The 21,242-nt window shown below is 66.8% G+C and carries 20 protein-coding genes and 1 pseudogene; 7 read left to right on the top strand and 14 right to left on the bottom strand.

Annotation, left to right across the window (positions count from 1 at the left end; translation table 11 throughout):
* Positions 1 to 17: 17 nt before the first annotated feature.
* Positions 18 to 797 carry an enoyl-CoA hydratase gene (locus tag QFZ65_RS18590; RefSeq protein WP_306912288.1) on the top strand — a complete coding sequence of 260 codons (780 nt, stop codon included), beginning with the start codon at positions 18 to 20 and terminating at the stop codon, positions 795 to 797.
* A 56-nt stretch (positions 798 to 853) separates the two neighbouring features.
* Here QFZ65_RS18590 and QFZ65_RS18585 read toward each other — a convergent pair whose 3' ends face one another.
* The 3 genes from QFZ65_RS18585 to QFZ65_RS18575 are packed head-to-tail and all read right to left on the bottom strand — an operon-like array spanning position 854 to position 3,603.
* Positions 854 to 1,282 carry a DUF1761 domain-containing protein gene (locus QFZ65_RS18585; RefSeq protein ID WP_306912286.1) on the bottom strand — a complete coding sequence of 143 codons (429 nt, stop codon included), beginning with the start codon at positions 1,280 to 1,282 and terminating at the stop codon, positions 854 to 856.
* Complete coding sequence (locus QFZ65_RS18580) at positions 1,283 to 1,801, bottom strand: MarR family winged helix-turn-helix transcriptional regulator (RefSeq protein WP_306912283.1); 519 nt, start codon at positions 1,799 to 1,801, stop codon at positions 1,283 to 1,285.
* Positions 1,802 to 1,836: 35 nt separating this feature from the next.
* Positions 1,837 to 3,603 carry an AMP-binding protein gene (locus QFZ65_RS18575; protein WP_306912282.1) on the bottom strand — a complete coding sequence of 589 codons (1,767 nt, stop codon included), beginning with the start codon at positions 3,601 to 3,603 and terminating at the stop codon, positions 1,837 to 1,839.
* Positions 3,604 to 3,862: 259 nt separating this feature from the next.
* Between QFZ65_RS18575 and QFZ65_RS18570 the strand changes: the two are divergent.
* Positions 3,863 to 5,000 (top strand): annotated as a pseudogene (locus QFZ65_RS18570) (acyl-CoA dehydrogenase family protein).
* Positions 5,001 to 5,156: 156 nt separating this feature from the next.
* Here QFZ65_RS18570 and QFZ65_RS18565 read toward each other — a convergent pair.
* From QFZ65_RS18565 to QFZ65_RS18520, 10 genes are all read right to left on the bottom strand, one after another.
* A complete protein-coding gene (locus QFZ65_RS18565; protein WP_013599688.1) occupies positions 5,157 to 5,360 on the bottom strand; it encodes a cold-shock protein in 204 nt (67 codons plus the stop codon).
* 313 nt (positions 5,361 to 5,673) lie between these two features.
* Complete coding sequence (locus QFZ65_RS18560) at positions 5,674 to 6,201, bottom strand: YbhB/YbcL family Raf kinase inhibitor-like protein (RefSeq protein WP_306912280.1); 528 nt, start codon at positions 6,199 to 6,201, stop codon at positions 5,674 to 5,676.
* 191 nt (positions 6,202 to 6,392) lie between these two features.
* A complete protein-coding gene (locus QFZ65_RS18555; RefSeq protein ID WP_306912278.1) occupies positions 6,393 to 7,940 on the bottom strand; it encodes a cytosine permease in 1,548 nt (515 codons plus the stop codon).
* Positions 7,937 to 8,341: a nuclear transport factor 2 family protein gene (locus QFZ65_RS18550; RefSeq protein ID WP_306912276.1), complete on the bottom strand. Its 405-nt coding sequence runs from the start codon at positions 8,339 to 8,341 to the stop codon at positions 7,937 to 7,939. Before QFZ65_RS18550 ends, QFZ65_RS18555 begins: the two co-directional genes overlap by 4 nt.
* A 180-nt stretch (positions 8,342 to 8,521) precedes the next feature.
* Positions 8,522 to 11,257, bottom strand: a complete 2,736-nt coding sequence (locus tag QFZ65_RS18545) for a PEP/pyruvate-binding domain-containing protein (RefSeq protein WP_306912274.1) — start codon at positions 11,255 to 11,257, stop codon at positions 8,522 to 8,524.
* A gap of 9 nt (positions 11,258 to 11,266) precedes the next feature.
* Complete coding sequence (locus QFZ65_RS18540) at positions 11,267 to 11,584, bottom strand: hypothetical protein (protein ID WP_306912271.1); 318 nt, start codon at positions 11,582 to 11,584, stop codon at positions 11,267 to 11,269.
* A 132-nt stretch (positions 11,585 to 11,716) separates the two neighbouring features.
* Complete coding sequence (locus QFZ65_RS18535) at positions 11,717 to 12,772, bottom strand: zinc-dependent alcohol dehydrogenase family protein (RefSeq protein WP_306912636.1); 1,056 nt, start codon at positions 12,770 to 12,772, stop codon at positions 11,717 to 11,719.
* 80 nt (positions 12,773 to 12,852) lie between these two features.
* On the bottom strand, positions 12,853 to 14,049 hold the full coding sequence (locus tag QFZ65_RS18530) for an acetyl-CoA acetyltransferase (protein WP_306912269.1): 1,197 nt from the start codon (positions 14,047 to 14,049) through the stop codon (positions 12,853 to 12,855).
* The gene (locus tag QFZ65_RS18525) at positions 14,046 to 14,750 is read right to left on the bottom strand and encodes a CoA transferase subunit B (RefSeq protein ID WP_306912267.1); all 705 of its coding nucleotides are present in this window, start codon (positions 14,748 to 14,750) and stop codon (positions 14,046 to 14,048) included. The genes QFZ65_RS18530 and QFZ65_RS18525 overlap by 4 nt, the downstream gene beginning before the upstream one ends.
* Before the next feature lie 39 nt (positions 14,751 to 14,789).
* Complete coding sequence (locus tag QFZ65_RS18520; RefSeq protein ID WP_306912264.1) at positions 14,790 to 15,551, bottom strand: CoA transferase subunit A; 762 nt, start codon at positions 15,549 to 15,551, stop codon at positions 14,790 to 14,792.
* Positions 15,552 to 15,774: 223 nt separating this feature from the next.
* Between QFZ65_RS18520 and QFZ65_RS18515 the strand changes: the two genes are divergently transcribed.
* Positions 15,775 to 16,551, top strand: a complete 777-nt coding sequence (locus QFZ65_RS18515; protein WP_306912262.1) for an IclR family transcriptional regulator — start codon at positions 15,775 to 15,777, stop codon at positions 16,549 to 16,551.
* A gap of 140 nt (positions 16,552 to 16,691) precedes the next feature.
* On the opposite strand, the gene nadE is transcribed toward QFZ65_RS18515, so the two are convergent.
* Complete coding sequence (gene nadE, locus QFZ65_RS18510; RefSeq protein WP_306912261.1) at positions 16,692 to 17,546, bottom strand: ammonia-dependent NAD(+) synthetase; 855 nt, start codon at positions 17,544 to 17,546, stop codon at positions 16,692 to 16,694.
* Positions 17,547 to 17,649: 103 nt separating this feature from the next.
* On the opposite strand from nadE, the gene QFZ65_RS18505 reads away from it, so the two are divergent.
* The 4 genes from QFZ65_RS18505 (at position 17,650) to QFZ65_RS18490 (ending at position 21,170) form a co-directional block, all read left to right on the top strand.
* Positions 17,650 to 18,891, top strand: a complete 1,242-nt coding sequence (locus QFZ65_RS18505) for an FAD-dependent oxidoreductase (protein ID WP_306912259.1) — start codon at positions 17,650 to 17,652, stop codon at positions 18,889 to 18,891.
* A gap of 135 nt (positions 18,892 to 19,026) precedes the next feature.
* Complete coding sequence (pyrE, locus tag QFZ65_RS18500; RefSeq protein WP_306912256.1) at positions 19,027 to 19,611, top strand: orotate phosphoribosyltransferase; 585 nt, start codon at positions 19,027 to 19,029, stop codon at positions 19,609 to 19,611.
* Between the two features lie 101 nt (positions 19,612 to 19,712).
* A complete protein-coding gene (locus tag QFZ65_RS18495) occupies positions 19,713 to 20,507 on the top strand; it encodes a GAF and ANTAR domain-containing protein (RefSeq protein WP_306912255.1) in 795 nt (264 codons plus the stop codon).
* Positions 20,508 to 20,618: 111 nt separating this feature from the next.
* Entirely contained in the window at positions 20,619 to 21,170 is a 552-nt protein-coding gene (locus tag QFZ65_RS18490; RefSeq protein ID WP_306912253.1) for a hypothetical protein, read from the top strand.
* Positions 21,171 to 21,242: the final 72 nt, after the last annotated feature.

Genomic DNA, 21,242 nt, shown 5'->3' with positions numbered 1-21,242 from the left:
AACCCAAGGGGACGACCATGACGGAACAGTACGCAAACATCCTGGTGGAACGCCGCGGCCGGGTGGGCCTGGTGACGCTCAACCGGCCCGAGGCCCTGAACGCCCTCAACAAGGCCACGATGGACGAGCTTGTGGCCGCCGTGACTGCCATGGACACCGACCCGGAGGTGGGCGCGGTGGTGGTGACGGGCTCCGCGAAAGCCTTTGCAGCGGGTGCCGACATCAAAGAGATGCAGTCCAAGGGGTACATGGACATGTACGCGGCCGACTGGTTCCGTGGCTGGGAGGATTTCACCCGGCTCCGGATTCCCGTGGTGGCCGCGGTGTCCGGCTTCGCGCTGGGCGGCGGCTGTGAGCTCGCGATGATGTGCGACTTCATCATCGCCGGGGACAACGCCAAGTTCGGCCAGCCGGAAATCAACCTCGGAGTGCTTCCCGGCATGGGCGGCTCCCAGCGGCTGACCCGCGCTGTCGGCAAGTCCAAGGCCATGGACATGATCCTGACCGGCCGCTTCATGGACGCGGAGGAAGCCGAGCGCTCGGGGCTGGTGTCCCGCGTGGTCCCTGCCTCGGACGTCGTCGAGGAGGCGTTGAAAGCCGCCGCGGTGATTGCCTCCAAATCCAAGCCGGTGGCGATGGTGGCCAAGGAAGCGGTCAACGCCGCCTTCGAGACCGGGCTGGCGCAGGGCGTGCTGTTCGAGCGGCGTGTGTTCCACTCGCTGTTCGCCACCGAGGACCAGAAGGAAGGAATGGCGGCCTTCAGCGAGAAGCGCCAGCCGGAATTCAACCACCGCTAGGCACGGGCGCGGTTGCCGTCGCGCCACATCCCCCAGGCAGCTAGCGCGTCACTCGGTTACGCCCCGCTGATCCCGAACAAGCCGATGACCAGGGCCATGACCATCAGGGTTGCCAGCTCGTGGGCGCAGTTCAGGACCGTCAGGCCGGCGGGGCGGCCTTCAAAGGCGTCGTGGGTGATGAACCGGGCGGCCGTGAACCCCGCCCAGAGGATCAGGGCCGTGACCAGCGCGTTGGTCAGGAAGTTTCCGCCGTAGAAGTGCTGTGAGATGGCGGCGGACCCGGCCAGGACCCAGGCGCTGACGAAGCTGACCACCAGGGTGATCAGGATGGGTTTGACGGCGTCCCGGGATTCCCCGCTCGGCGTGACCTTGGCAACGCGCATCCAGTAGCTGCCGAAGACCTTCGGTGTGTACCAGACGGACCCCACCACCATGCTGGACAACGTGGCCACCAGGACTCCCCAGAAGTTGATCTCCGGAACCATTTAAGTTTCTCCTCCGTCATTGAAATCGCCGGCGTTCCGGCGGAAATTTCCCAGGATCCGGATCAGCTCGTCCACGTCCTGCTCGGCGAAGCCTGATTGTCCGAAGACCTCAGAGTTCAGGACCGCCGTCGCCCGCTTGGCCAGCGTCCGTCCCTCGGGCGTGAGTTCGATCAGCGTGGTGCGCCCGTCGGTGGGGTGGGGGGAGCGGAGCACCAGCCCTGCCACCTGCAGCCGGTCGACGGCGTTGGTCACCGAGGTCGGGTGGACCTGCAGCAGTGCACTGGCCTTGTTCATCGGCAGCGCTCCGCTGCGGGCAAAACTCAGCAGCGCCAGCAGTTCGTACCGGGCGAAGGTCAGCCCGAACTGCTTGAGGGCCCCCTCGATGCGGGCCAGCAGGATCTGCTGGGTGCGCATGATGGCCGTGATGGCCGCCATGGGGGCGGCGACATCTGACCACCCGTGCCGTTCCCAGTTCAGCCGGGCGTCGGCAATCGGATCACGCGGCAGCGGCATTCCCACGGTGCTCCCTGCTTGTTGTCGCGAGCGGCATGGCTTCAGTGCTGCTGCTCAGGCGGGTGTGCGGCCGGGCTCTTCAGCCCGGGAAAATCGGATTCGGAGTATTCCCTCCCGAATCCGGACGGGAGCGCCCCGCCGCCGTGCCGGATTTCCTCGGTATGCCGCAGTTCCACGCGCCGGATCTTGCCCGAGATCGTCTTGGGCAGTTCGGCGAACTCAATCCGGCGGATCCGTTTGAACGGTGCGAGGTGGTCCCGGCAGTACCGGAGGATATCCTCAGCCAGTTCAGGCCCCGCCTGTTGCCCGGGGGCGAGTACCACGAACGCCTTGGGCACGGACAGCTTGAGCGGGTCCGGTGAGGGGACGACGGCGGCCTCCGCCACGGCCGGGTGCTCGATCAGGACGCTTTCCAATTCAAAAGGGGAGAGGCGGTAGTCGGAGGACTTGAAGACGTCGTCATCCCGGCCGACATAGGTGATGATGCCCTGCCCATCCCGGCTGGCCATGTCGCCCGTGTGGTAGTAGCCGCCGCGGAACGCCTCCGCCGTCTTTGCCGGATCTCCGTGATAGGCCTTCATCAGCCCGACGGGCCGCGGGTCCAGGCGCAGGCACAGCTCGCCGTCGTCGCCCTCCTCGCCCGTGGCAGGATCCACCAGCACGACGTCGTAGCCCGGGAGCGGCTTGCCCATGGCGCCGATCTTGATCGGCTGGCCCGGCGTGTTGGCAACCTGGACAGTGGTCTCGGTCTGTCCGAACCCGTCACGGATTGTCTGTCCCCAGGCGCGGCGGACCTGGTCGATCACCTCAGCGTTAAGCGGTTCGCCGGCGGAAACCACCTTAGTGGGCGGGTTCTTGAGCAGCGTCAGGTCGGCCTGGATCAGCATCCGCCATACCGTGGGCGGGGCACAGAAACTGGTGACGCCTTCGCGCTCCATCTGCTCCATCAGGGCCTTGGCGTCGAAGCGCTCGTAGTTGTAGATGAAGACGCAGGCCTCAGCGATCCAGGGCGTAAAGACATTGGACCAGGCATGCTTCGCCCACCCCGGGGAAGCCACGTTAAGGTGCACATCGCCCGGTTCCAGGCCGATCCAGAACATCGTGGACAGGTGGCCCACCGGGTAGGACGTGTGGGTGTGCTCCACAAGCTTGGCCTTGGAGGTGGTTCCGGAGGTGAAGTAGAGCAGCAGGGTCTCATCCGCGAGCGTCGGAGCGTCAGGGCTGAATCCTGCGGGGGCGCGGTAGGCCTCGGCGTACTGCAGGGCGGCCGGGGCCGCTCCCTGATCCGCCCGCTCCGTTCCCGCGCCGACCTCAATCAGGCCGTAGCCGCCGGTCACCCCGGCGAACTTACCGATGTTGGCGCTCCCGACGGTGGCCCAGTCCGCCTTGCCGCGGTCCACCCGGTCCTGCAGATCCGCTGTGCCCATCAGGGTGGTGGTGGGAATCATTACGATCCCGAGCTTCATGCCTGCCAGCATGAGCTCCCAGAGTTCCACCTGGTTGCCGAGCATGATGATCATCCGGTCGCCGCGCCGGACGCCTTTTGTGCGCAGCCAGTTGGCCACCTGGGCGGAACTGCGGGACAGTTCAGCGAAGCTCCGCCGGGTCGCGGAGCCGTCCTGTTCCACGATCACGAGGGCTGGCCGGCCACCCCTGGCCGGGTCCGCGGCGATCTGGTCGAACCAGTCGAGGGCGAAGTTGAATTGCTCAAACCGTGGCCACCGGAATTCGCCCCGGGCCCGGGAATAGTCCTCCCGGAGGGCAAGCAGCCTGTCCCGCGCTGCGCGGAACTCCTCGGTGGCGGTCATGATGCACCTTTCAACGTCTTCAGGCGCAGCCGTTCAGGAGCCAGCGCCGGTGCGGGGAGCCGCGTTTCCTAGTGATCCCCGTCACTGTGCAATATACTAGGACATCCAAGGGTTTGGAAGAGCCGAGGCTGTTGCCCAGCGGCCCGTCAGGAAGGGATCTATGCCCGTGCAGCCACGAGGACATGCCAGCGGACGGTCGGACGACGCAGTGGCGGCGGAGCCGGAAAGTCCGGCGGCTCCCCCGTTCCCCGACGCCGACATGATGTACGTTGTGGATCTCCTGCCCGTGGCGGAACGGCGCCGCTACCAGGAGGTGCGGGAGTTCCTGCAGTCCCGGATCCGGGGCCGCCTCTATCGACTACTGGAACCGTGAGGAGTTCCCCTTCGACCTGCTGGCCGAGCTGGGGAAGTACGGCCTGGGAGGACTGCAGACCGACGGCAGCTCCATGCTCTTCAAGGGCCTGATGTATGTCGAGGTGGCGCGGGCGGACGTCTCGCTCTCAGCCCTGGTGGGTATCCACAACGAACTGATTGTCGGGATGATCGACGAGCTCGGCTCGGAAGAGCAGAAGGCACGCTGGTTGCCCGGGCTCACCGCCTTCACCCAGCTCGGCGCCTTCGCCCTCACCGAGCCTGACCACGGCTCGGACATCGCCGGCGGGCTGTCCACCACTGCACGGCTGGAGCGCGGCGAATGGGTGATCAACGGAGCGAAGCGCTGGATCGGGGCCGCCACCATCGCAGATTTCGCCCTGGTCTGGGCACGCGACGTCGCCGACCAGCAGATCAAGGGCTTCATCGTGGAGACGGAGCGCCCCGGCTACACCGCCACGAAGATCGCCAACAAGATCGGGCTGCGGATCATGCAGAATGCCGACATCGTGCTCGAGGAGGTGCGGATCCCGGAGTCCAACCTGCTTCCCGGGGCCACGGACTTCTCGAAGGCCAATGAACTGTTGCGGGATTCGCGCGCCTGGGTGGGGTGGCAGGCTGCCGGCATCCAGCTGGCGGCGTTCGACGTCGCACGGTCCTATTCCCTGGAGCGGAAGCAGTTCGGCAAGGAGCTGGCGCGCTTCCAGCTCGTCCAGCAGCAGCTGGCCGAGATTCTGGGCAACGCCACGGCCTCGCTGGCGTTGATGGCGGAGCTGGCCCGGATCCAGGAAGAGGGGAAGCTGGAGATGGTACAGGCCGCGATGGCAAAGTCCACCACCACCCGGCTGGCGCGGGCGTCGGTGGCGATGGGCAGGTCCCTTCTGGGCGGCAATGGCATCAGCAGCGACTACGAGATGGGAAAGCTCTTCGGGGACGCCGAAATCCTCTACACCTACGAGGGCAGCTACGAGATCAACTCCCTTATTGTGGCAAGAGCTGTGACGGGGAAGTCCGCCTTCGTCTAGGGCAGGCCGCCTAGGACAGCCCGGGCCGCGGGAGGGCCCGTAGGGGCGTTTGTTGCGGCAACGACAAACGCCCCTACAGAGGAATCCTCCGGAGGGGCGTTTGTGGTGTTGGGGAAAGCATGGCGGCCGGCTGGCCGGTGCTGCTATCCGAAGTACTTAGAGCGGGCGGATGTTCTCAGCCTGCGGGCCCTTCGGGCCCTGGGTGACGTCGAACTCAACCTTCTGGTTCTCGTCCAGCGAGCGGTAGCCGCTGGAAGCGATTGCCGAGTAGTGGGCGAAAACGTCGGCCGACCCGTCATCCGGGGCAATGAAGCCAAAACCCTTTTCGGCGTTGAACCATTTAACTGTGCCTGTAGCCATGCCATATCCTTCTGAAACGCTGCTGATCTCCGGCGGCCCGAAGGCCAACGGCTGCGGAGACATTCGTCCGCTGTCCCAAACGTACGGGGCGCCGGGCTAGGGTGCAAGGGGCCAGGGGGGCCTTTTCTTCGCGTGTGAAGTCTTATGGCCGGCCACGAAGCCGGCGTTTCGCGTCGCCGGCCACTTCCAAAACCGGGTGGAGAGCCTCCTGTCTAGCCCGCACTTCCGGCGCCGCACGACCCGCGCTCGCGGGGCTGCGGCGCAAGTGGCACAACCGTGCTAACTCCGCTCGGAAAAGCAACCCGCCTAGGGGTTAGCGCTGCTCGAAAGTACCGACCAGCCGTGCCCGTCCGATGGCGTGCGAGAAGAGGTTGAACCCCAGGTAAGCGGGGCTGGCCTCAGCGGGGATGTCGAGCTTCTCCACGTCCAGCGCGTGTACCACCGCGTGGTAGTGGTGCACGCCGTGGCCGGAGGGCGGGGCTGCACCCACGAAGCCGCGGAAGCCGGCATCGTTCGCCAGCTGGACGGCGCCCTCGGGCAGCCCGTTCTCCGCTGCGCCGGAGGGCAGGGAGGTGGTCGACGCCGGCAGGTTGAAGGCAGCCCAGTGCCAGAAACCGCTCCCGGTGGGAGCGTCGGGATCCAGGACGGTAACCGCGAAGCTCTTGGTCTCCGCCGGAAACCCCGACCACGACAGCTGCGGGGATCGGTCCTGGCCGCCTTCAATGCCCATCTTCCCGCTGCGCTGCGCCGGGGGAAGCACAAGACCGTGCTCGATGTCGGTGCTGGTTACCTCAAATTCCGGAAGCTGGGGAAGATCCTCGTAAGGGTCACGGGATGTCATTGGGTGTTGTTCTCCTCTTCACTAGGCTGACTGCCCGATTCTTCCCTAGCCGGTGGGCTGATGCGCCGATGACTGCTTCTGACACTCCGGCACAGGGACGAAATGGGGAAAGCTGGAATAGGGGTGAGGACCACCTGGGCTTGGGGCGGTCCCAATTTTGACCGTGTCGTCCGGCGCACCTCGCCGGCAGCCTAGGACATCACGGACTCGAGATCTTTTTTGTCTTCGACGATCGGAATGCTCTTCGGTGCCGCCGCCCTGACGAACCTTGGCCCGTCCGGCCCGTAGGCATCTGCTGGTTCCGGGAAGAGCCACAGTACTGCGGGGTAAAGTACTGCAGCCAGGCCAATTGAGACGGGGATACTCAGGTCCACTCCCGCGGCGAGATTGCCTAGCGCACCGACGAACTGGTTCGGAACGTTCACGAACATGATCCCCATGACTGCAGAGAAGATCCAGACGCCCATCGCCCGCCAGTTCCACCCACGGTTGAACCAGTACCGGCCGCCAACCTGGCGGCGGTTGAAAACCTGAAGGGCGTCGGCGTCGTACCAGCCCCGGCGCGTCACGTACCCGATCATCATCATGATCATCCACGGAGCGGTACAGGTAATGATGAGCACCGCGAAGGTGGAGATGCTCTGCACAATGTTGAAAGCGAAGCGGCCCACAAAGATGAATACGATGGCGATGGACCCGATGAACAGTGTGGCCTGGACGCGGGAGAACCTGGGAAAGACGCTGGAGAAGTCGAGGCCCGTTCCGTAGAGCGCGGTGGTGCCTGTAGACATTCCGCCCACCAGGGCTATAAGGCACACCGGCAGGAAGTACCAGGCAGGGGAGACAGCCAGGAGCCCGCCCACGTAGTCCGAGTTTTCAAAGAACGACGGCGCCTCCGTGGCAATGATGGTGGCTGTGACCAGCCCGAAGCCAAATGGCACGAGGGTAGCCACCTGGGCCAGGAAGGCAGCAGCCATGACCTTTCGCTTTGGCGTTTCAGCCGGGATATACCGGGACCAGTCCCCGAGGAATGCGCCGAAGGAGATCGGGTTAGACATGACGATGAGTGCCGATCCTATGAAGGACGGCCAGAACAGGGCGTTAGTAGCAACGTCCGCCGCCTGCCCGAACGTCCCCGCGTAGGACGCGTCGAACGAACCCGCGAATGCAAAGATGCCGAGCAGGAACAGCAGGGAGGCCGCGACCACCGCGATCTTGTTGACCCACAGCATGAAACGGAACCCATAGATGCACACGGTCAGGATCAGGACAGCAAAGACACCGTAGGCGAGGCTCAGTGTTACGGCGTTCTGGGGCAGGCCGACCAGACGGTTGGCGCCCCCTACCAGAGCGTCCCCGGAGCTCCATACGGAGATGGAGAAGAAAGCGAAGGCCGTCAAGAGAGACAGGAAAGATCCCACCACGCGGCCGTGGACGCCCAGATGCCCAGAGGACGAAACGGCATTGTTCATTCCGTTGGTAGGACCAAAAACGGCCATCGGGCAAAGTATCAGGCCGCCAGCCACGACCCCCAGGACAGTGGCCAACGCCGCGTCCTTGAAGGACAGTCCAAAGAGGATGGGGAACGATCCCAGGACCACCGTTGCAAAGGTGTTTGCGCCGCCGAACACCAGGCGGAACAGGTCCAGCGGCGTCGCAGTCCTGTCCCCGGCGGGAATCGGTTCGATCCCATGCCTTTCGACTTCGGTCACGGCAGGGGCTTTGGTGTCCTTGGTCATGAGATGCCCTTCTGGCTAGCGGGCGCAGCAGAAAGATGCTCATGAACGGCGAGCACGCTGCCAGACTCCGTCCTCGTGAAGATGATGGTTTCCCTCTCGTGAAGGGTCTCTTCGGTTCCGTCAACTTCGATTACGGTCTCGACATCATGACTGAACACGGCGCTAGGGCCGGCGGTCTGGATGTGGGCGTTGGAACTTGTGCACCCTGCGACCCTCCAACCATCTTCCAGCCAGTTCTGCCACAAGGCGCGGTATTCCGCACGAGAAGTGAGGCGGTCCGGTTCGGAATGGAAGATGAAGGTTGCCTCAGGCGCGAAACAGTCGAAGTACTCGTCTGTGTCGGTGGCAGCGAAGGCGGATAGCAGCCTCTTCGCTGCTGCCTCCACCTCGGCGATGGTCATTAGGTCCACGAGAACTCGCTCTCAGCGTTGATTGTAGTTTTTTGCCCAGGCGTGTCCCAGTTCACATCCGCCCCGGGTGTCAGTAAACCTGAAGGGTATCTGATAGTCAACAATTGTTGCTTCTGAGTGACTTTCGTTGCGAAGCCCGCCCTTACGCCGGCGCACCGTACCGGCGCACCGTCAAAGGCGGACGGTACCCGCGGAGCCGTCCACAGTCACCGTCTGCCCGGTGCTCAGGCGCGTGGTGGCATCGGGTACCCCCACGACGGCCGGGATGCCGTACTCCCGGGCCACTACAGAACCGTGCGATATGACACCGCCCATCTCCATGACCAAGGCGCCCGCGGTCAGAAACAACGGCGTCCAGCCCGGATCGGTTGAGGGTGCCACCAGGATTTCACCCGGTTCAAGATGCGCGCCCACCGGATCCAGGACCACCCGCACCTTTCCGGTGGCCGTGCCGGCCGAGGCAGGGGTGCCGGCGAGGCCGTCGCCTGGCGGAGACTTCGCCATTATGGCCGCCTCGACGTCGGTGCCGTCGGACAGGAGGATCCGCGGGATATGCCGGCGCCGCAGTTCCCGGTCGTAAAGGCGGCGGCGGCCGGCAACAATGCCCGTCAGGTCAGCGCCGCGCAGGCCTACCTGCAGCTCATCGAAATCCAGGAAGAAGACATCGGCGGCGGCCGTGATCCTGCCGCTTCCGGCCAGTTCGCCGCCGATTACGGGGAGTTGCCGGTGCATTTCGGCGAGCACCAGAATGATGTCGAACTTTGGCAGCTCGCGCAGCCCGCAGAGTTCCCGGACCCTGCTCAGGGCGAACCCCAGGAGCCGCGCCCGCCAGCGGCTCCGGGCGGCGGTCTGCTCCACCAGGGCCCGGATCCGGGCTTCGGCGCCTTCCGCTGCCCGGGTGAACTGCCGGTCGGGGGCCTGTTCAGGGTCTTCCACCTGCAGGTAGTTGGAGATCATGCCGAGGATATGGTCCGGTTCCTCGGCCCACCGCGGCATGCCGAGGTCGATCTCGGCCACGGCGCGGTGGCCATACGCCGCCAGGAACCCTTGGACTCCGGCTTGAGCCACGGGAGGGAGCGAGCCGGCGCGGTAGCTGGCGGCGAGCTGGTCCGGGGGCCGTTCCAGGAACTCCTCCCGGGAAGCCGGATCGGCTTTGACGGCGACGGCGAGATCCCAGAGTTCCAGGTCCATTTCGGTGGTGACATTGTGCGGCAGTCCCCGCAGCACCGCCTCCAGCTCGCGCGCGGGGGCAATACCGCGCAGCAGCCTTCGGGCCACGGCCAGCATGAGGTAGCCGGTGGCCGGACCGGGCAGGGTGGCCTCCATCAGAGGGGCGACCGTCCGGTCCAGGACATGCCGGGCGTGATCGAGCCGTTGAAGGGCGGTGGCAGGCTCGGGCAGTTCCAGTTCGGCGGCAAGCCGGTTTCCGTAGGCCCTCGCCCGGCCCGCTTCCGTGCCGGGCCTGACTGCCGCCCTGACGAGCGCCGGTACCATCTTGAGGAAGACGCCGGGACCGTAGGCCCCCTGGGCACCCCGGGTCCGCGCAGCGCGGCCGGAGCCCTTCACCGTGGCGCTGCGCTCCCGAGAATGCAACAGGTCCCTGAACCTGGGATCTTCGAGCAGCGCGGGAAATACCGCGGCGGACCTCCCGTCCGCGGCCGGCAGGATCTTCAGCAGGTAGCGGCGGCCGGTCCTGCTGCGGACGGCGGCGGTCAGGTCGATGAACATGCGCAACCCGGGGTTGAAGTACTGCCAGGGCCCGTTCCGGTTGCCCATGCTGCCCAGAACCGAGAGCCCCATCGGCGTGAGCGGACGGGTGAGCCCCTGGAGCAGGGAGCCGCACAAGTACACCCGCGTCCCGGCCTCCTGCGCAAGGCCCTTCCCGTTCCCGGCAAGCGGGTCTTCCAGCGGATACAGCGTGGTGATGGGCCGGGACTGGGTCAGCCAGATCTTGCCCCCCGCATCGATCACCCACTCCGCGTCCTGGGGGTTGCCGAAAAGGCGCTGGACGCCGCTGCCCAACGCCGTGAGTTCGCCCAGCTGTGCGTCGTCGAGGCTGGCTGGCCGGCGGGGTTCCGATCCGCCGCGTGTAATGTGCAGGACCTTGGCCGTCGCCGTTTCCAGCACGAAGTGGTCCGGATTGACCATGCCGGAGACCACCGCCTGCCCGGCGCCGGGGCTGGCATCGATCACGGTCTCGGTCCGCGTTCCGGTGACCGGATTGGCGGTGAACAGCACTCCGGCGGTGGCGGCGTCCACCTGCCGTTGGACGACGACGGCGAGCCCCGCGCCGGAATGGCTGACCCCGTTGGCGGACCGGTAGGCCACCGCCCGGTCATTCCAGAGGGACGCCCAGCACCCCCGGACGGCGTCGACTACGGCAGCCGCACCCACAACATCCAGGTACGTGTCCTGCTGGCCGGCGAAACTGGCGGACGGCAGGTCCTCGGCCGTGGCCGAAGACCGCACGGCGACCACCGGCTCGGCACCCCCGGCGCCGCCGAGTCCGGCGTAGGCCGCGCGGAGAGCGGCTTCCACATCGGGCGGAACCGGGGAGGCTCCGACCAGGTCCCTCGCACGCTCCGCGGCGGCGTCCGGTGTTGGCCGGTTGGAAGTTCCGTGCGCGGCATCTGCGGGCGGGGGCTGGGCTCCGGTGGCCGCGGCGTCGAGCTGTAACGCCAGGTGCGCCACTTGCGCCGGAACCGCCCGCTTATAGGCCTCGGTTCTCAGGCAGAAGCCGGACGGGACGGGAAAGCCCGCTACTAGGAGCTTGCCGAGGTTGAGTGCCTTGCCGCCCACAGATTCCAGCGGAGCCGAGCCGGCCTCGTGGAGATCGATCACAAGGGGCGCCGCCAGGAGATCATCCGCCGCAGAACTGGCCGGGGAAGTCCGGTCTGCAGCAACCATGTCCCTCTCCTAGGAAACGTCCGCCGTTCCCGCAGTGTCTTCCCACATCACGTCGAGATTGCGGAAGACAGGAGGCCCGTCGCACAGGGCAGCCATCCTGGCGGCGAAATCAGAGGTTTCCGGCCGGTTGGAGTTTTCCATCGCGGACTCGTAGGACTCGAACTCGACAATGGTCAGGTACGTTCCGGAACGGTCGCGGTCGGCGGTGGCCAGGATCCGGCCGAACGTGGGGGCGGTGCTTCCCTCCGTCCGCGACGGCCGGCCCAGTTCCTCGATTTCGTCAATGCGTGAGGTCTTGAATTCAATGATCTGCACAAACCTGGCCATGACGGCTCCTTGACGGCGGCGGATGCTGATGCGCATCAGGCTAGACCTCCGCGTTGGGCAGTGCAATAGAGTGCGCCACCCACACCCGCCACGGCCCCCGCCACGGCCCCGGCCGCCGCCGTCGGGCGCTGGCTACGGGGTCAGCAGGACCTTGATGGCACGCCGCTCATCCATCGCCCGGTAGGCTTCGGGGGCTTCTTCCAGCGGCAGAACGACGTCGAAAACCCGGCCCGGATTGATGGAGCCGTCAAGGACGTCGGCCAGCAGTTCCGGGATGTACGTCCGCGCCGGGGCCATGCCGCCCGCAATCGAAATGTTCGTGTCGAAGAGGTAGCGCAGCGGTGCCTCGGCGCCGCCCGTCGGGACACCCACGAAGCCCAGCGCCCCGCCGGGGCGGACGGTGTGCAGGGCCTGCTCCATGGATTCCTTGGTTCCGACGCACTCGAGGACGGAGTCGGCGAGCACTCCGCCGAGGAGTTCGCGGACCTTCGCGGCGCCGTCGTCGCCCCGCTCGGCCACGATGTCGGTGGCGCCGAACTCCAGGGCGATGGCCTGCCGGTCAGCGTGCCGGGACATGGCGATGATCCGCTTCGCCCCGAGCCGCCTGGCAGCGAGGACCCCGCACAGTCCGACCGCGCCGTCGCCCACTACCACGACGGTCCGGCCGGGGCCGACCTTCGCGGCCAGGGCCGCGTGGTGGCCGGTGGCCATCACATCGGACAGGGTCAACAGGCTCTTCTTAAGAGCATCATCCGGCTCCTTGATGCCGGGAACCTTTACCAGCGTGGAGTCAGCCAGCGGGACGCGGACCGCCTGGCCCTGGCCGCCGTCGATGGCCAGGCCGGAGCCGTCCTGGCCGCCCCAGCCGGCGAGGTGGTCACACGCCACGGTCACGCCGTTCCGGCATTGCGGGCAGGCGCCGCAGCTGACGACGAACGGGGCGATCACGAGGTCACCGACCGCCAGGGTGGTGACCGCGTTGCCAACGGATTCCACCGTGCCGATGAACTCATGCCCGATGGCGGTCGGCCGGGGGACGGGCTTAACGCCGCGGTACCGCCACAGGTCCGAGCCGCAGACGCAGGACGCGGTGACTTTTACCACCACGTCGCTGGGCAGTTGGATGCTCGGGTAGTCGCGGTCTTCGACCCGGACGTCGCCCGGGCCGTGGATGATGGTGGCGCGCATGGGGCTCCTGACGTAGAGGCTGTGGACTTCGCTCGAGTTTATCCCCACGGAAGCAGCCGGGTCCTTGACCGCCTCGAGCCCTAGACCGCCTCGAGCACGCTGACGTAGTTGGCGATGCCCACGCCGCCCATGTTCTGGACGGCGGCACGGCGCGGGTTGGGAAGCTGCATGGCGCCGGCGGTGCCGCTGAGCTGCATCGCGGTGATGACGTGCTGGGACACCCCCGTGGCGCCGACCGGGTGGCCCTTGGCCTTGAGCCCGCCGGAAACGTTGACGGGAAGCTTGCCGTCCTTGAAGACCCACCCCTCCTCGAGCGCCCGGGCGCCCTGGCCGGGTTCGGTCAATCCCATGGCCTCGTACATCAGCAGTTCTGCGATCGTGAAGCAGTCGTGCACTTCCGCGAAGTCCAGCTCCTCGAGCCCGACGCCGGCCATCGCCAGCGCGCGCTGCCACGAGGCGCGGGTCGCGGTGAAGGCGGAGGGGTCCCGGCGGTCGGCCGGGAAGAAGTCGTTTGCCTGGCCGAAGCCCGCGAGCCGGACCGGGGCTGCGGCGCCGCCGGTGGGGGCAACGCTGAGCACGACGGCGGCCGCGCCGTCGGAGACCGGGGAGCAGTCGGTGCGGCGCAGGGGATCCGCGACCATCGGGTTCTTGTCCGAGACGGTCCGGCAGAAGTCCTCGCCGAGGTCCTTGCGGAGCTGGGCGTAGGGGTTGTCCACGCCGTTGTGGTGGTTCTTGGCCGCAATCGTGCCCAGGACGTCCCCAAGCTTGCCCGACCCGTTGCCGTAGCGCTTCTCGTAGTGCTTGGCGACGTCGGCGAACAGCCCGGTGAAGCCTGTGGTGGAGGGCTGGCCCGCCATGTCGTAGTCGGCCCCGAGGAGGGCGGCGCCGACGACGTCGGCACCGGCCTGGGTCATTTTCTCTGCGCCGATCACCAGCACGGTCTTGGCAGTGCCGGCCAGCAGGGACTTGGTGCCTTGCTGGAACGCGGCTGAGCCGGAGGCGCAGGCGTTCTCGACACGGGTCGCCGGGACATTGGCCAACTGTTCGGACACCTGCAGGGCGAGCGAGGAGGGGAAGGCCAGGGGCAACATGCCCGAGTTGAACTGGCCGAGGTAGATCTCGTCGATCTGCCCGGGCTCGATGCCGGCGTTGCCGATCGCCTCCGTGGCAACCTGGACGATCAGCGATTCCAGGGTCTCGTCGGTCAGCTTGCCGAAGCGGCTGTGCCCCCAGCCGGTGAGCAGGACGTCCTTGCCGAACTGCTCACGCAAACTCATGCCGGGGACCCTTCGAGTTCCGGCGCGTCCTCCGGAGCGTCCTCGAGGGCGACGTCGAACTCTGCCTCGGTCTTCGCGCGGATCTCCTCGACAGTGACGCCCGGGGCGAGGCGGGTCAGCGTGAGGCGTCGGGCCCCGTCCGTTTCTTGTTCCTGCTTCACAAGGTCGAAGACCGCGAGGTCGCTGATGATGCGGTCCACGCAGCTCAGGCCGGTCAGGGGCAGGGTGCATTCCTTGACGATCTTGGCGGTGCCGTCCTTGGCGTTGTGCTCGGTGAGGACAACGACGCGCGGCGTGCCGGCGACGAGGTCCATGGCACCGCCCATGCCCTTGACCATCTTGCCGGGGATGGTCCAGTTTGCGAGGTCACCCGCGCCGGAGACCTGCATGGCGCCGAGGATCGCGACCTTGACGTGTCCGCCGCGGATCATGCCGAAGGACGTCGCGGAGTCGAAGATGCTGCCGCCGGGCAGTACCGTGACGGTCTGCTTTCCGGCGTTGATCAGGTCCGCATCTTCTTCCCCTTCGTAGGGGAACGGGCCCATGCCCAGCAAGCCGTTCTCGCTTTGCAGGACGACGCGGACGCCCTCGCGCAGGTTGTTGGCGACCAGCGTGGGGATGCCGATGCCGAGGTTGACGTAGTCGCCGTCGTTGAGTTCTTCGGCCGCAATAGCGGCCATTTCGTTGCGGGTCCAAGCCATGACGATTCTCCTGAAAAATTGTGGGGCGGTGAGGCCGGATCAGACGGTGACGGCGGCAGTGCTGGGCGTTCCGGCGGAAGTATTGGCCGTCCCGGCCGCGGCGGTGCGGGGACGGACGGTGCGCTGCTCGATGTCCTTTTCACGCCCGCTGGCCTGGACCAGGCGCTGGACAAAGACGCCGGGGGTGACGATGTGGTTGGGGTCGAGGTCGCCGGGCTGGACGATCACCTCGGCTTCCGCGACGGTTATGGCGCCCGCCGTTGCCACCACAGGGTTGAAGTTCCGTGCGGTGTAGCGGTAAATCAGGTTGCCGTCGGTGTCCGCGGTGTGTGCATGGACCAGCGCCACGTCGGCCTTGATGCCGCGCTCCTGGACGAAAGTCTCGCCGTCGAACTCGGCCAGCGGCTTGCCTTCGGCGACCAGCGTGCCCACGCCGGTCTTGGTGTAGAAGGCAGGGATGCCGGCCCCGCCGGCGCGGAGACGTTCCGCGAGGGTGCCCTGCGGGGTGAACTCCACCTCGAGCTTTCCGGCAAGGTACTGCTCGGCGAAGAGCTTGTTTTCACCCACATAGGAGGCGATGACCTTGCGGACCTGCCCGGCCTCGATCAGCACGCCGAGGCCCTTGCCGTCGACGCCCATGTTGTTGGACACCACCGTGAGATCCTGAACGCCGGAATCACGCACCGCCTCGATAAGGTCCGCCGGGATGCCGCTGAGGCCGAAGCCGCCGACGGCCAGGGTCATTCCATCCCGCAGGACGTCCTGCAGCGCGGCGGCCGCGCCGGATTTCACCTTTGACATTGCATCTCCTCGTTGAGCTTCGGTTCAAGGGCGGCCGGTAGATCCGCCGACTGACTCCACGTTGTGGACTCGTTCTCTGACCTTGGAGCGTACGGGTGGAAACAGGGGCTGTCAATGAAGGTTTAGGACGCCCGCCCGCGCGCTTTTACAGTGTGGACGCTAGGCTTAGGAGCGTCCACATTATGGATGGTTGAGGACTTTTCTACTCGATGAGGCGGTAAACATGAACGCGGTGCCGGTCCAGGGTGCGCAGGTGGTCAGCCGGGTGGCGGCGCTGCTGCGGATCATTGGACGCAACCCCGGGGGCTCGGCGCTGGCGGAGCTGGTCCGTGAGTCCGGCCTCACCCGTCCCACAGTGCACCGGCTGCTGAGCTCCCTGGCAGCCGAAGGCCTGCTGGACCAGGACGGGGGCAGCGGCAGCTGGGTGCTGGGGCCGGAGATCCTGCTGATGGGTTCAGTGGCCTCCGCCCGGTTCCCCCTTGAGGATATCGCCAGGCCCAGCCTCCGGCGGCTGGCTGAGGAGACGGGCGAAAGCGCCTTCTTTTCCATCCGCCGCGGCGGTGAGACGGTATGCCTGCTGCGGGAGGAGGGGAGTTTTCCGGTGCGGTCCTTCGTGCTGCACGAGGGTGTGCGCTTCCCGCTGGGGGTCGCCTCGGCCGGCACTGCCATCATGGCGTTCCTGCCGCCGGAGGAGCAGGAGGAACTGCTGGCCGACTGGGCCGCGCATGCGGGCAGCTTCTCCGCCGCGCACACCGAGTCGCTGGTCCGCCGGAACCTGGAGGCCACACGGCAGGCCGGATACTCCGTGAACCCGGGCTTGGTGCTGGAGGGAAGCTGGGGGATGGGGGCTGCGGTATTCGACCGCCGCGGCCGCCCTGCGTGGGCAGTTTCCCTGACCGGCATCGAGCCGCGTTTCCGGCAGGAGCGCCGGGCGCACCTGGGCCGGCTGCTGATGGACGAGGCCCACCGGATCTCCACCCTGCTGCAGGGTGCCGGGTAGCAGGCCCCGGTTCCAGCGGATCGGGTTGCGGACCTTCCGGGGGCATATTGACACGGACACGCCGCTTCAGGAGGCTGAAATAGCCCAAACGCGGCTCAAAGTGCCCTTTGGAAGGTGCCCCCGCCGTCGGGGGGCCCGGCTTAGAGACCGGCGCGCGCTTCCTCGGGGCCCTCGTGCTTCCACCAGGTATCGAAAAGGCTGACCGGAACGGTTCGCTTGTGCCGGGTCCGGAGATACATCTGCTCGATGCGGTCGGCCACCTCGTCCGGGACCTCGCGGCCCTCGAGGTAGTCATCGATCTGGTCATACTTCAGGCCCAGTTCGTCCTCGTCGGTGCGGCCGGGTTTCCCGTCGAGGAGGTCTGCTGTGGGCACCTTGTCCCAGATTCGCGCCGGGGCACCCAGCTCCGCGAGCAAGGCCCGGTTCTGGCGCTTGTTGAGGCCGAACAACGGAAGGATGTCCGCGCCGCCGTCGCCGTACTTGGTGAAGAACCCGGTCACGGACTCTGCGCCATGGTCGGTGCCGATCACGAGGTAGTTGTGCTCCCCGGCCAAGGCGTACTGCGCGATCATGCGCGTGCGGGCCTTGGTGTTGCCCTTGTGGAAGTCGGAAATGCCGTTTCCTACGGTCTTTTCGAATTCATCCTCGAAGCCGTCCACCGCGGCCGAGATGTTGAAAGTCCACTCCGTCTTGGCCCGCACAAAGTCCAGGGCCGCCTGGGCGTCGTCCTCGTCATGCTGCACGCCATAGGGAAGGCGGACCGCCACGAAGTTCGCCTCCACGCCTTCCGATGCCAACTCCTCCACCGCGAGCTGGGCCAGGCGCCCTGCCAGGGAGGAATCCAGTCCGCCCGAGATGCCCAGGACGAAGCCCTTGGTGTGGGTCGCCTTGAGGTACTCCTTCAAAAACGTGACGCGTTTGCGCACCTCCTCGGCGGGGTCGATCCGGGGCTGCACGCCCATTTCTTCAATGATCTTCGCCTGGAGTTCACGCATGCCTCAAAGCCTAGCCAGCAGTGTCAACAACGCTCAACTGTGTCCGGCAGAATCCGCCCCGAAAATCCTGCCGCTCGCGGCCGCAGCGGCGTAGCGTATGGCCATGGAGAAGACCGGATGCGTGGTGGCGGGCGGCGGCCCGGCAGGCATGATGCTCGGCCTGCTGCTGGCCCGGGCCGGGGTGCAGGTGACGGTCCTGGAGAAACACGCAGACTTCCTGCGCGACTTCCGCGGAGACACGGTGCATCCCTCCACGATCCGGCTGATCGACGAACTCGGCCTCGGCGAGGAGTTCCGCCAGCTGCCGCAGAGCCGCCTGAAGAGTGTCGTCCTCCCGGTCGCGGGCGGCCCGCCGGTGACGATGGGCGACTTTGATGCCCTGCCGCCGCCCTACAACTACATCGCCATGATGCCGCAGTGGGACTTCCTGAACTTCCTCGCCGCGGCCGCCGCCGAGGAACCCGGGTTCACGCTGCTCATGAGCCACACCGCCACCGGCCTAGTCCGCAGCGGGGGCCGTGTCCGCGGAGTGCGATTCCGTGGCCCGGACGGCGCTCAGGACGAACTGCTGGCGGACCTGGTGGTCGCCACGGACGGCAGGCATTCCGCGCTCCGCGCCGCGGCGGGGCTGGCGCCGAAGGAGTTTCCGGTGCCTTTCGACACCTGGTGGTTCCGGCTGCCCCGGCATGCCGCCGAAGCCGGTGAGGTGGCCGGCCTGGTACCGGCGTTCGGCCCGGGGGAAGCGATGGTGGCCCTCACCCGCAGCGACTACTACCAGATGGGCTACCTCGCCCCCAAGGGTGCGGATGCCAGGATCAGGGCGGAGGGCGTCGAAGGTTTCCGGCGGAGGATAGCCGGGCTCCGCCCGGACCTCGCCGACCGCGTTGACGCCATCCGTTCGCTCGATGACCTGCACTGGCTCGATGTGCGCCTAAACCGACTGCATTCGTGGCACATCAACGGACTGCTCTGCATCGGTGACGCCGCGCATGCGATGTCACCGGCCGGCGGCGTCGGCATCAACCTGGCCATTCAGGACGCCGTCGCGGCGGCGGAGCTTCTTGCCCCGGCCCTGCTCCGGGGCAGGGTCACCACGGCCGACCTCCGACGCGTCGAACGACGACGGCGGCCACCCACCGTCATCGTGCAGACCGCTCAGCGGCTCATGCACCGGGCCGTCTTCGGCCCGATTATGGCCGGGAAGCGGACGAGGTTTCCGGCCGCCGCGCTCTTCGTGGCCCGGCACGCCCCGGCGGTCCGCCGCATTATGCCCAGGCTCATCGGCTTCGGGCCGCGGCCGGAGCATGCACCGGAGTTTGCGCGGCGCGTGCAGTCATTGCCCTGAGCGCGCCTGACCGGGATGCGCGGGCAACACCGCAGGGTAACGGGGTTCCCGCGCACACCGCCTGGGATGCGGGCGCCGGGAATCCGGACCCCGCGGCTGGATTTTCGCCGTCGGGCTCCCACTAAACTGGAACCCATGACTGCTTCCAGTAATTTTGCGGCTGATGCTGCCTCCGCCCGTGCCCGCCTGCTGGAACTGACCAAGGAACTGGCCGTCGTGCGCGGCAAGGTCATCCTTTCCAGCGGCGCGGAGGCGGACTACTACATCGACCTGCGCCGGATCACCCTGCACCATGAGGCGTCCAAGCTGGTCGGCCAGGTGATGCTTTCGCTGCTGGACGACGCCGGGATCGATTTTGAGTGCGCCGGCGGCCTCACCATGGGAGCGGATCCCGTCGGCACGGCGGTAATGCACGCCGCCGTCGACGCCGGCCGCCCGGTCGATGCCTTCGTCGTCCGGAAGGCGCAAAAGTCCTACGGCATGGGCCGGCAGGTGGAAGGCCCGTCCGTTGAGGGGCGCAAGGTGCTGGTCCTGGAGGACACCTCCACCACCGGCGGCTCCGCACTGACCGCCGTCGAGGGCGTCCGCAAAGCCGGCGGGAACGTGGTGGCCGTGGCCGTGATCGTGGACCGCGATACCGGCGCCAAGGAAAAGATCGAAGCCGAGGCAGGCGTTCCCTACCTGTTCGCCTTCGGCAAAGACGAGCTCGGCCTGGCCTGAGCCTGCCGCGTCACCCGCCCGCCGCCTGTGGACCGGTGTGCCGGGCTGCCCTATCATGTCCTAATTACCCGTCAGTACTCGCCCTTGGAGAACACGCGCCCATGGTCCCGCCCGAACAGTTCCCGAGCACGGATCCTTCGCCGCTTTCCGCGTTGCCGCTGACCACAGTCGAGCAGATCCAGAACCTGATCCTCGACAGCGCGGACTTCGAGGCGTTCCTGAACGAACTGGCCCGGTTTTCCGCGCACCAGATGGCGGGCTCGGGCGAGGACGCCCTGTGCGGCATCACGCTCCTGCGGGACCGGAAGGCCGCGACCATCGGCTGGAGCAGCGACTCCGCCCGCGAGGTGGACCAGATCCAGTACTCGCTTTCCCAGGGGCCGTGCCTCACGGCGGCGAAGGAGGAACGGGAGGTCTACGTCCCGGACCTTCATGACGAGGACCGCTGGGGCCCCGACTACGCCCGAGCGGTCGCCTCGCACGGGCTGCGCTCGGTGCTGTCAGTGCCGTTCCACCTGCAGGGAGAAGCCCAGGCGGCCCTCAACCTGTACTCGGACGTTCCCCGAAAATTCGACGGCGACCTCGCCGCCCGCGCTCGCGGCTACACCCGGGAGATCTCCCAGGCGCTGCGGCTCGCCGTCCGCTTCTCGCTGCAGTCGGACAGCGCAACGAACCTCCGGGCAACCCTCGAATCGCGCACCGTCATCGACATGGCCATTGGCATCGTCATGGCGCAAAACCGGTGCGACCAGCAGACAGCCGTCCGGATCCTCACCGATGCGTCCAGCAACGGCAACGTGAAGCTTCGCGACATCGCCGCCTCCCTTGTGCAGTCCGTGGGAGGAAGTGCAACGCGCACGCACTTCGAAGAGCCAGAACGAAAAGAAGCGGTGTAAGCCCGCGCCCCTGGATTTCGGCGAGCGGCCTGACTTGTGCCGTGAGCGGCGGCCCCGTTAGGCTGAAAGCGGTTGAGCCGCCGGCCATGGACACCCTTTTTTGGAGTACCTATGGACACCAGCCTTAATGCCGACGTTAAACTCGACACCGCCTCCGACGTCGTCTGGATAGACGTCCGGGGAAGCCTTTCGCAGGCCTCCCGCCCTTCCCTTTTGGAAACCATCCGCCGTGTGCGCCAGATGGGCATCAACTCCCACATCCGCGTTGACCTCGGCCACGCCAGGTTTGTCGAGTCCGCGGCCCTTGCCGGACTCCGCAACGACCTCAACGCCACGGATTCCGGTGTTGCCCGGCCGGACGCAGCAGGCGCGGAGCCACTGGTGAGCGGTGTTTCCCTCGAGTTGAACCCGCACGCGGATGATCCGAAGGCGGTGCTGAAGTCCCTGGACCTCACCGCCGGAATCACGGACCCGGCCGGTTCTTCCGAAGCAGGTCCGCTGACCCGGTTCACCGACGATGAACTCCTGGCCGCCAGCGACTCCGTGTTCGGCATGTTGGACGACCCCTCGGACATGGCGGGTTCCGAACTCCTGGCCTCCTACGATGCCATCAGCCTGGAGATCAGCAGGCGCGAGGACGGACGCCAGCCGGAACCCGTGTAGCCGGATTCCGCCCTGGGCCCGACCCGTTGCCGAGCCGTGATCCGCTCCGACTTCTGATCCCAGTTCGGCACT

Source organism: Arthrobacter sp. B3I9 (assembly GCF_030816935.1).
Lineage (GTDB): Bacteria > Actinomycetota > Actinomycetes > Actinomycetales > Micrococcaceae > Arthrobacter.
This window is presented reverse-complemented; position numbering and strand designations above follow the sequence as displayed.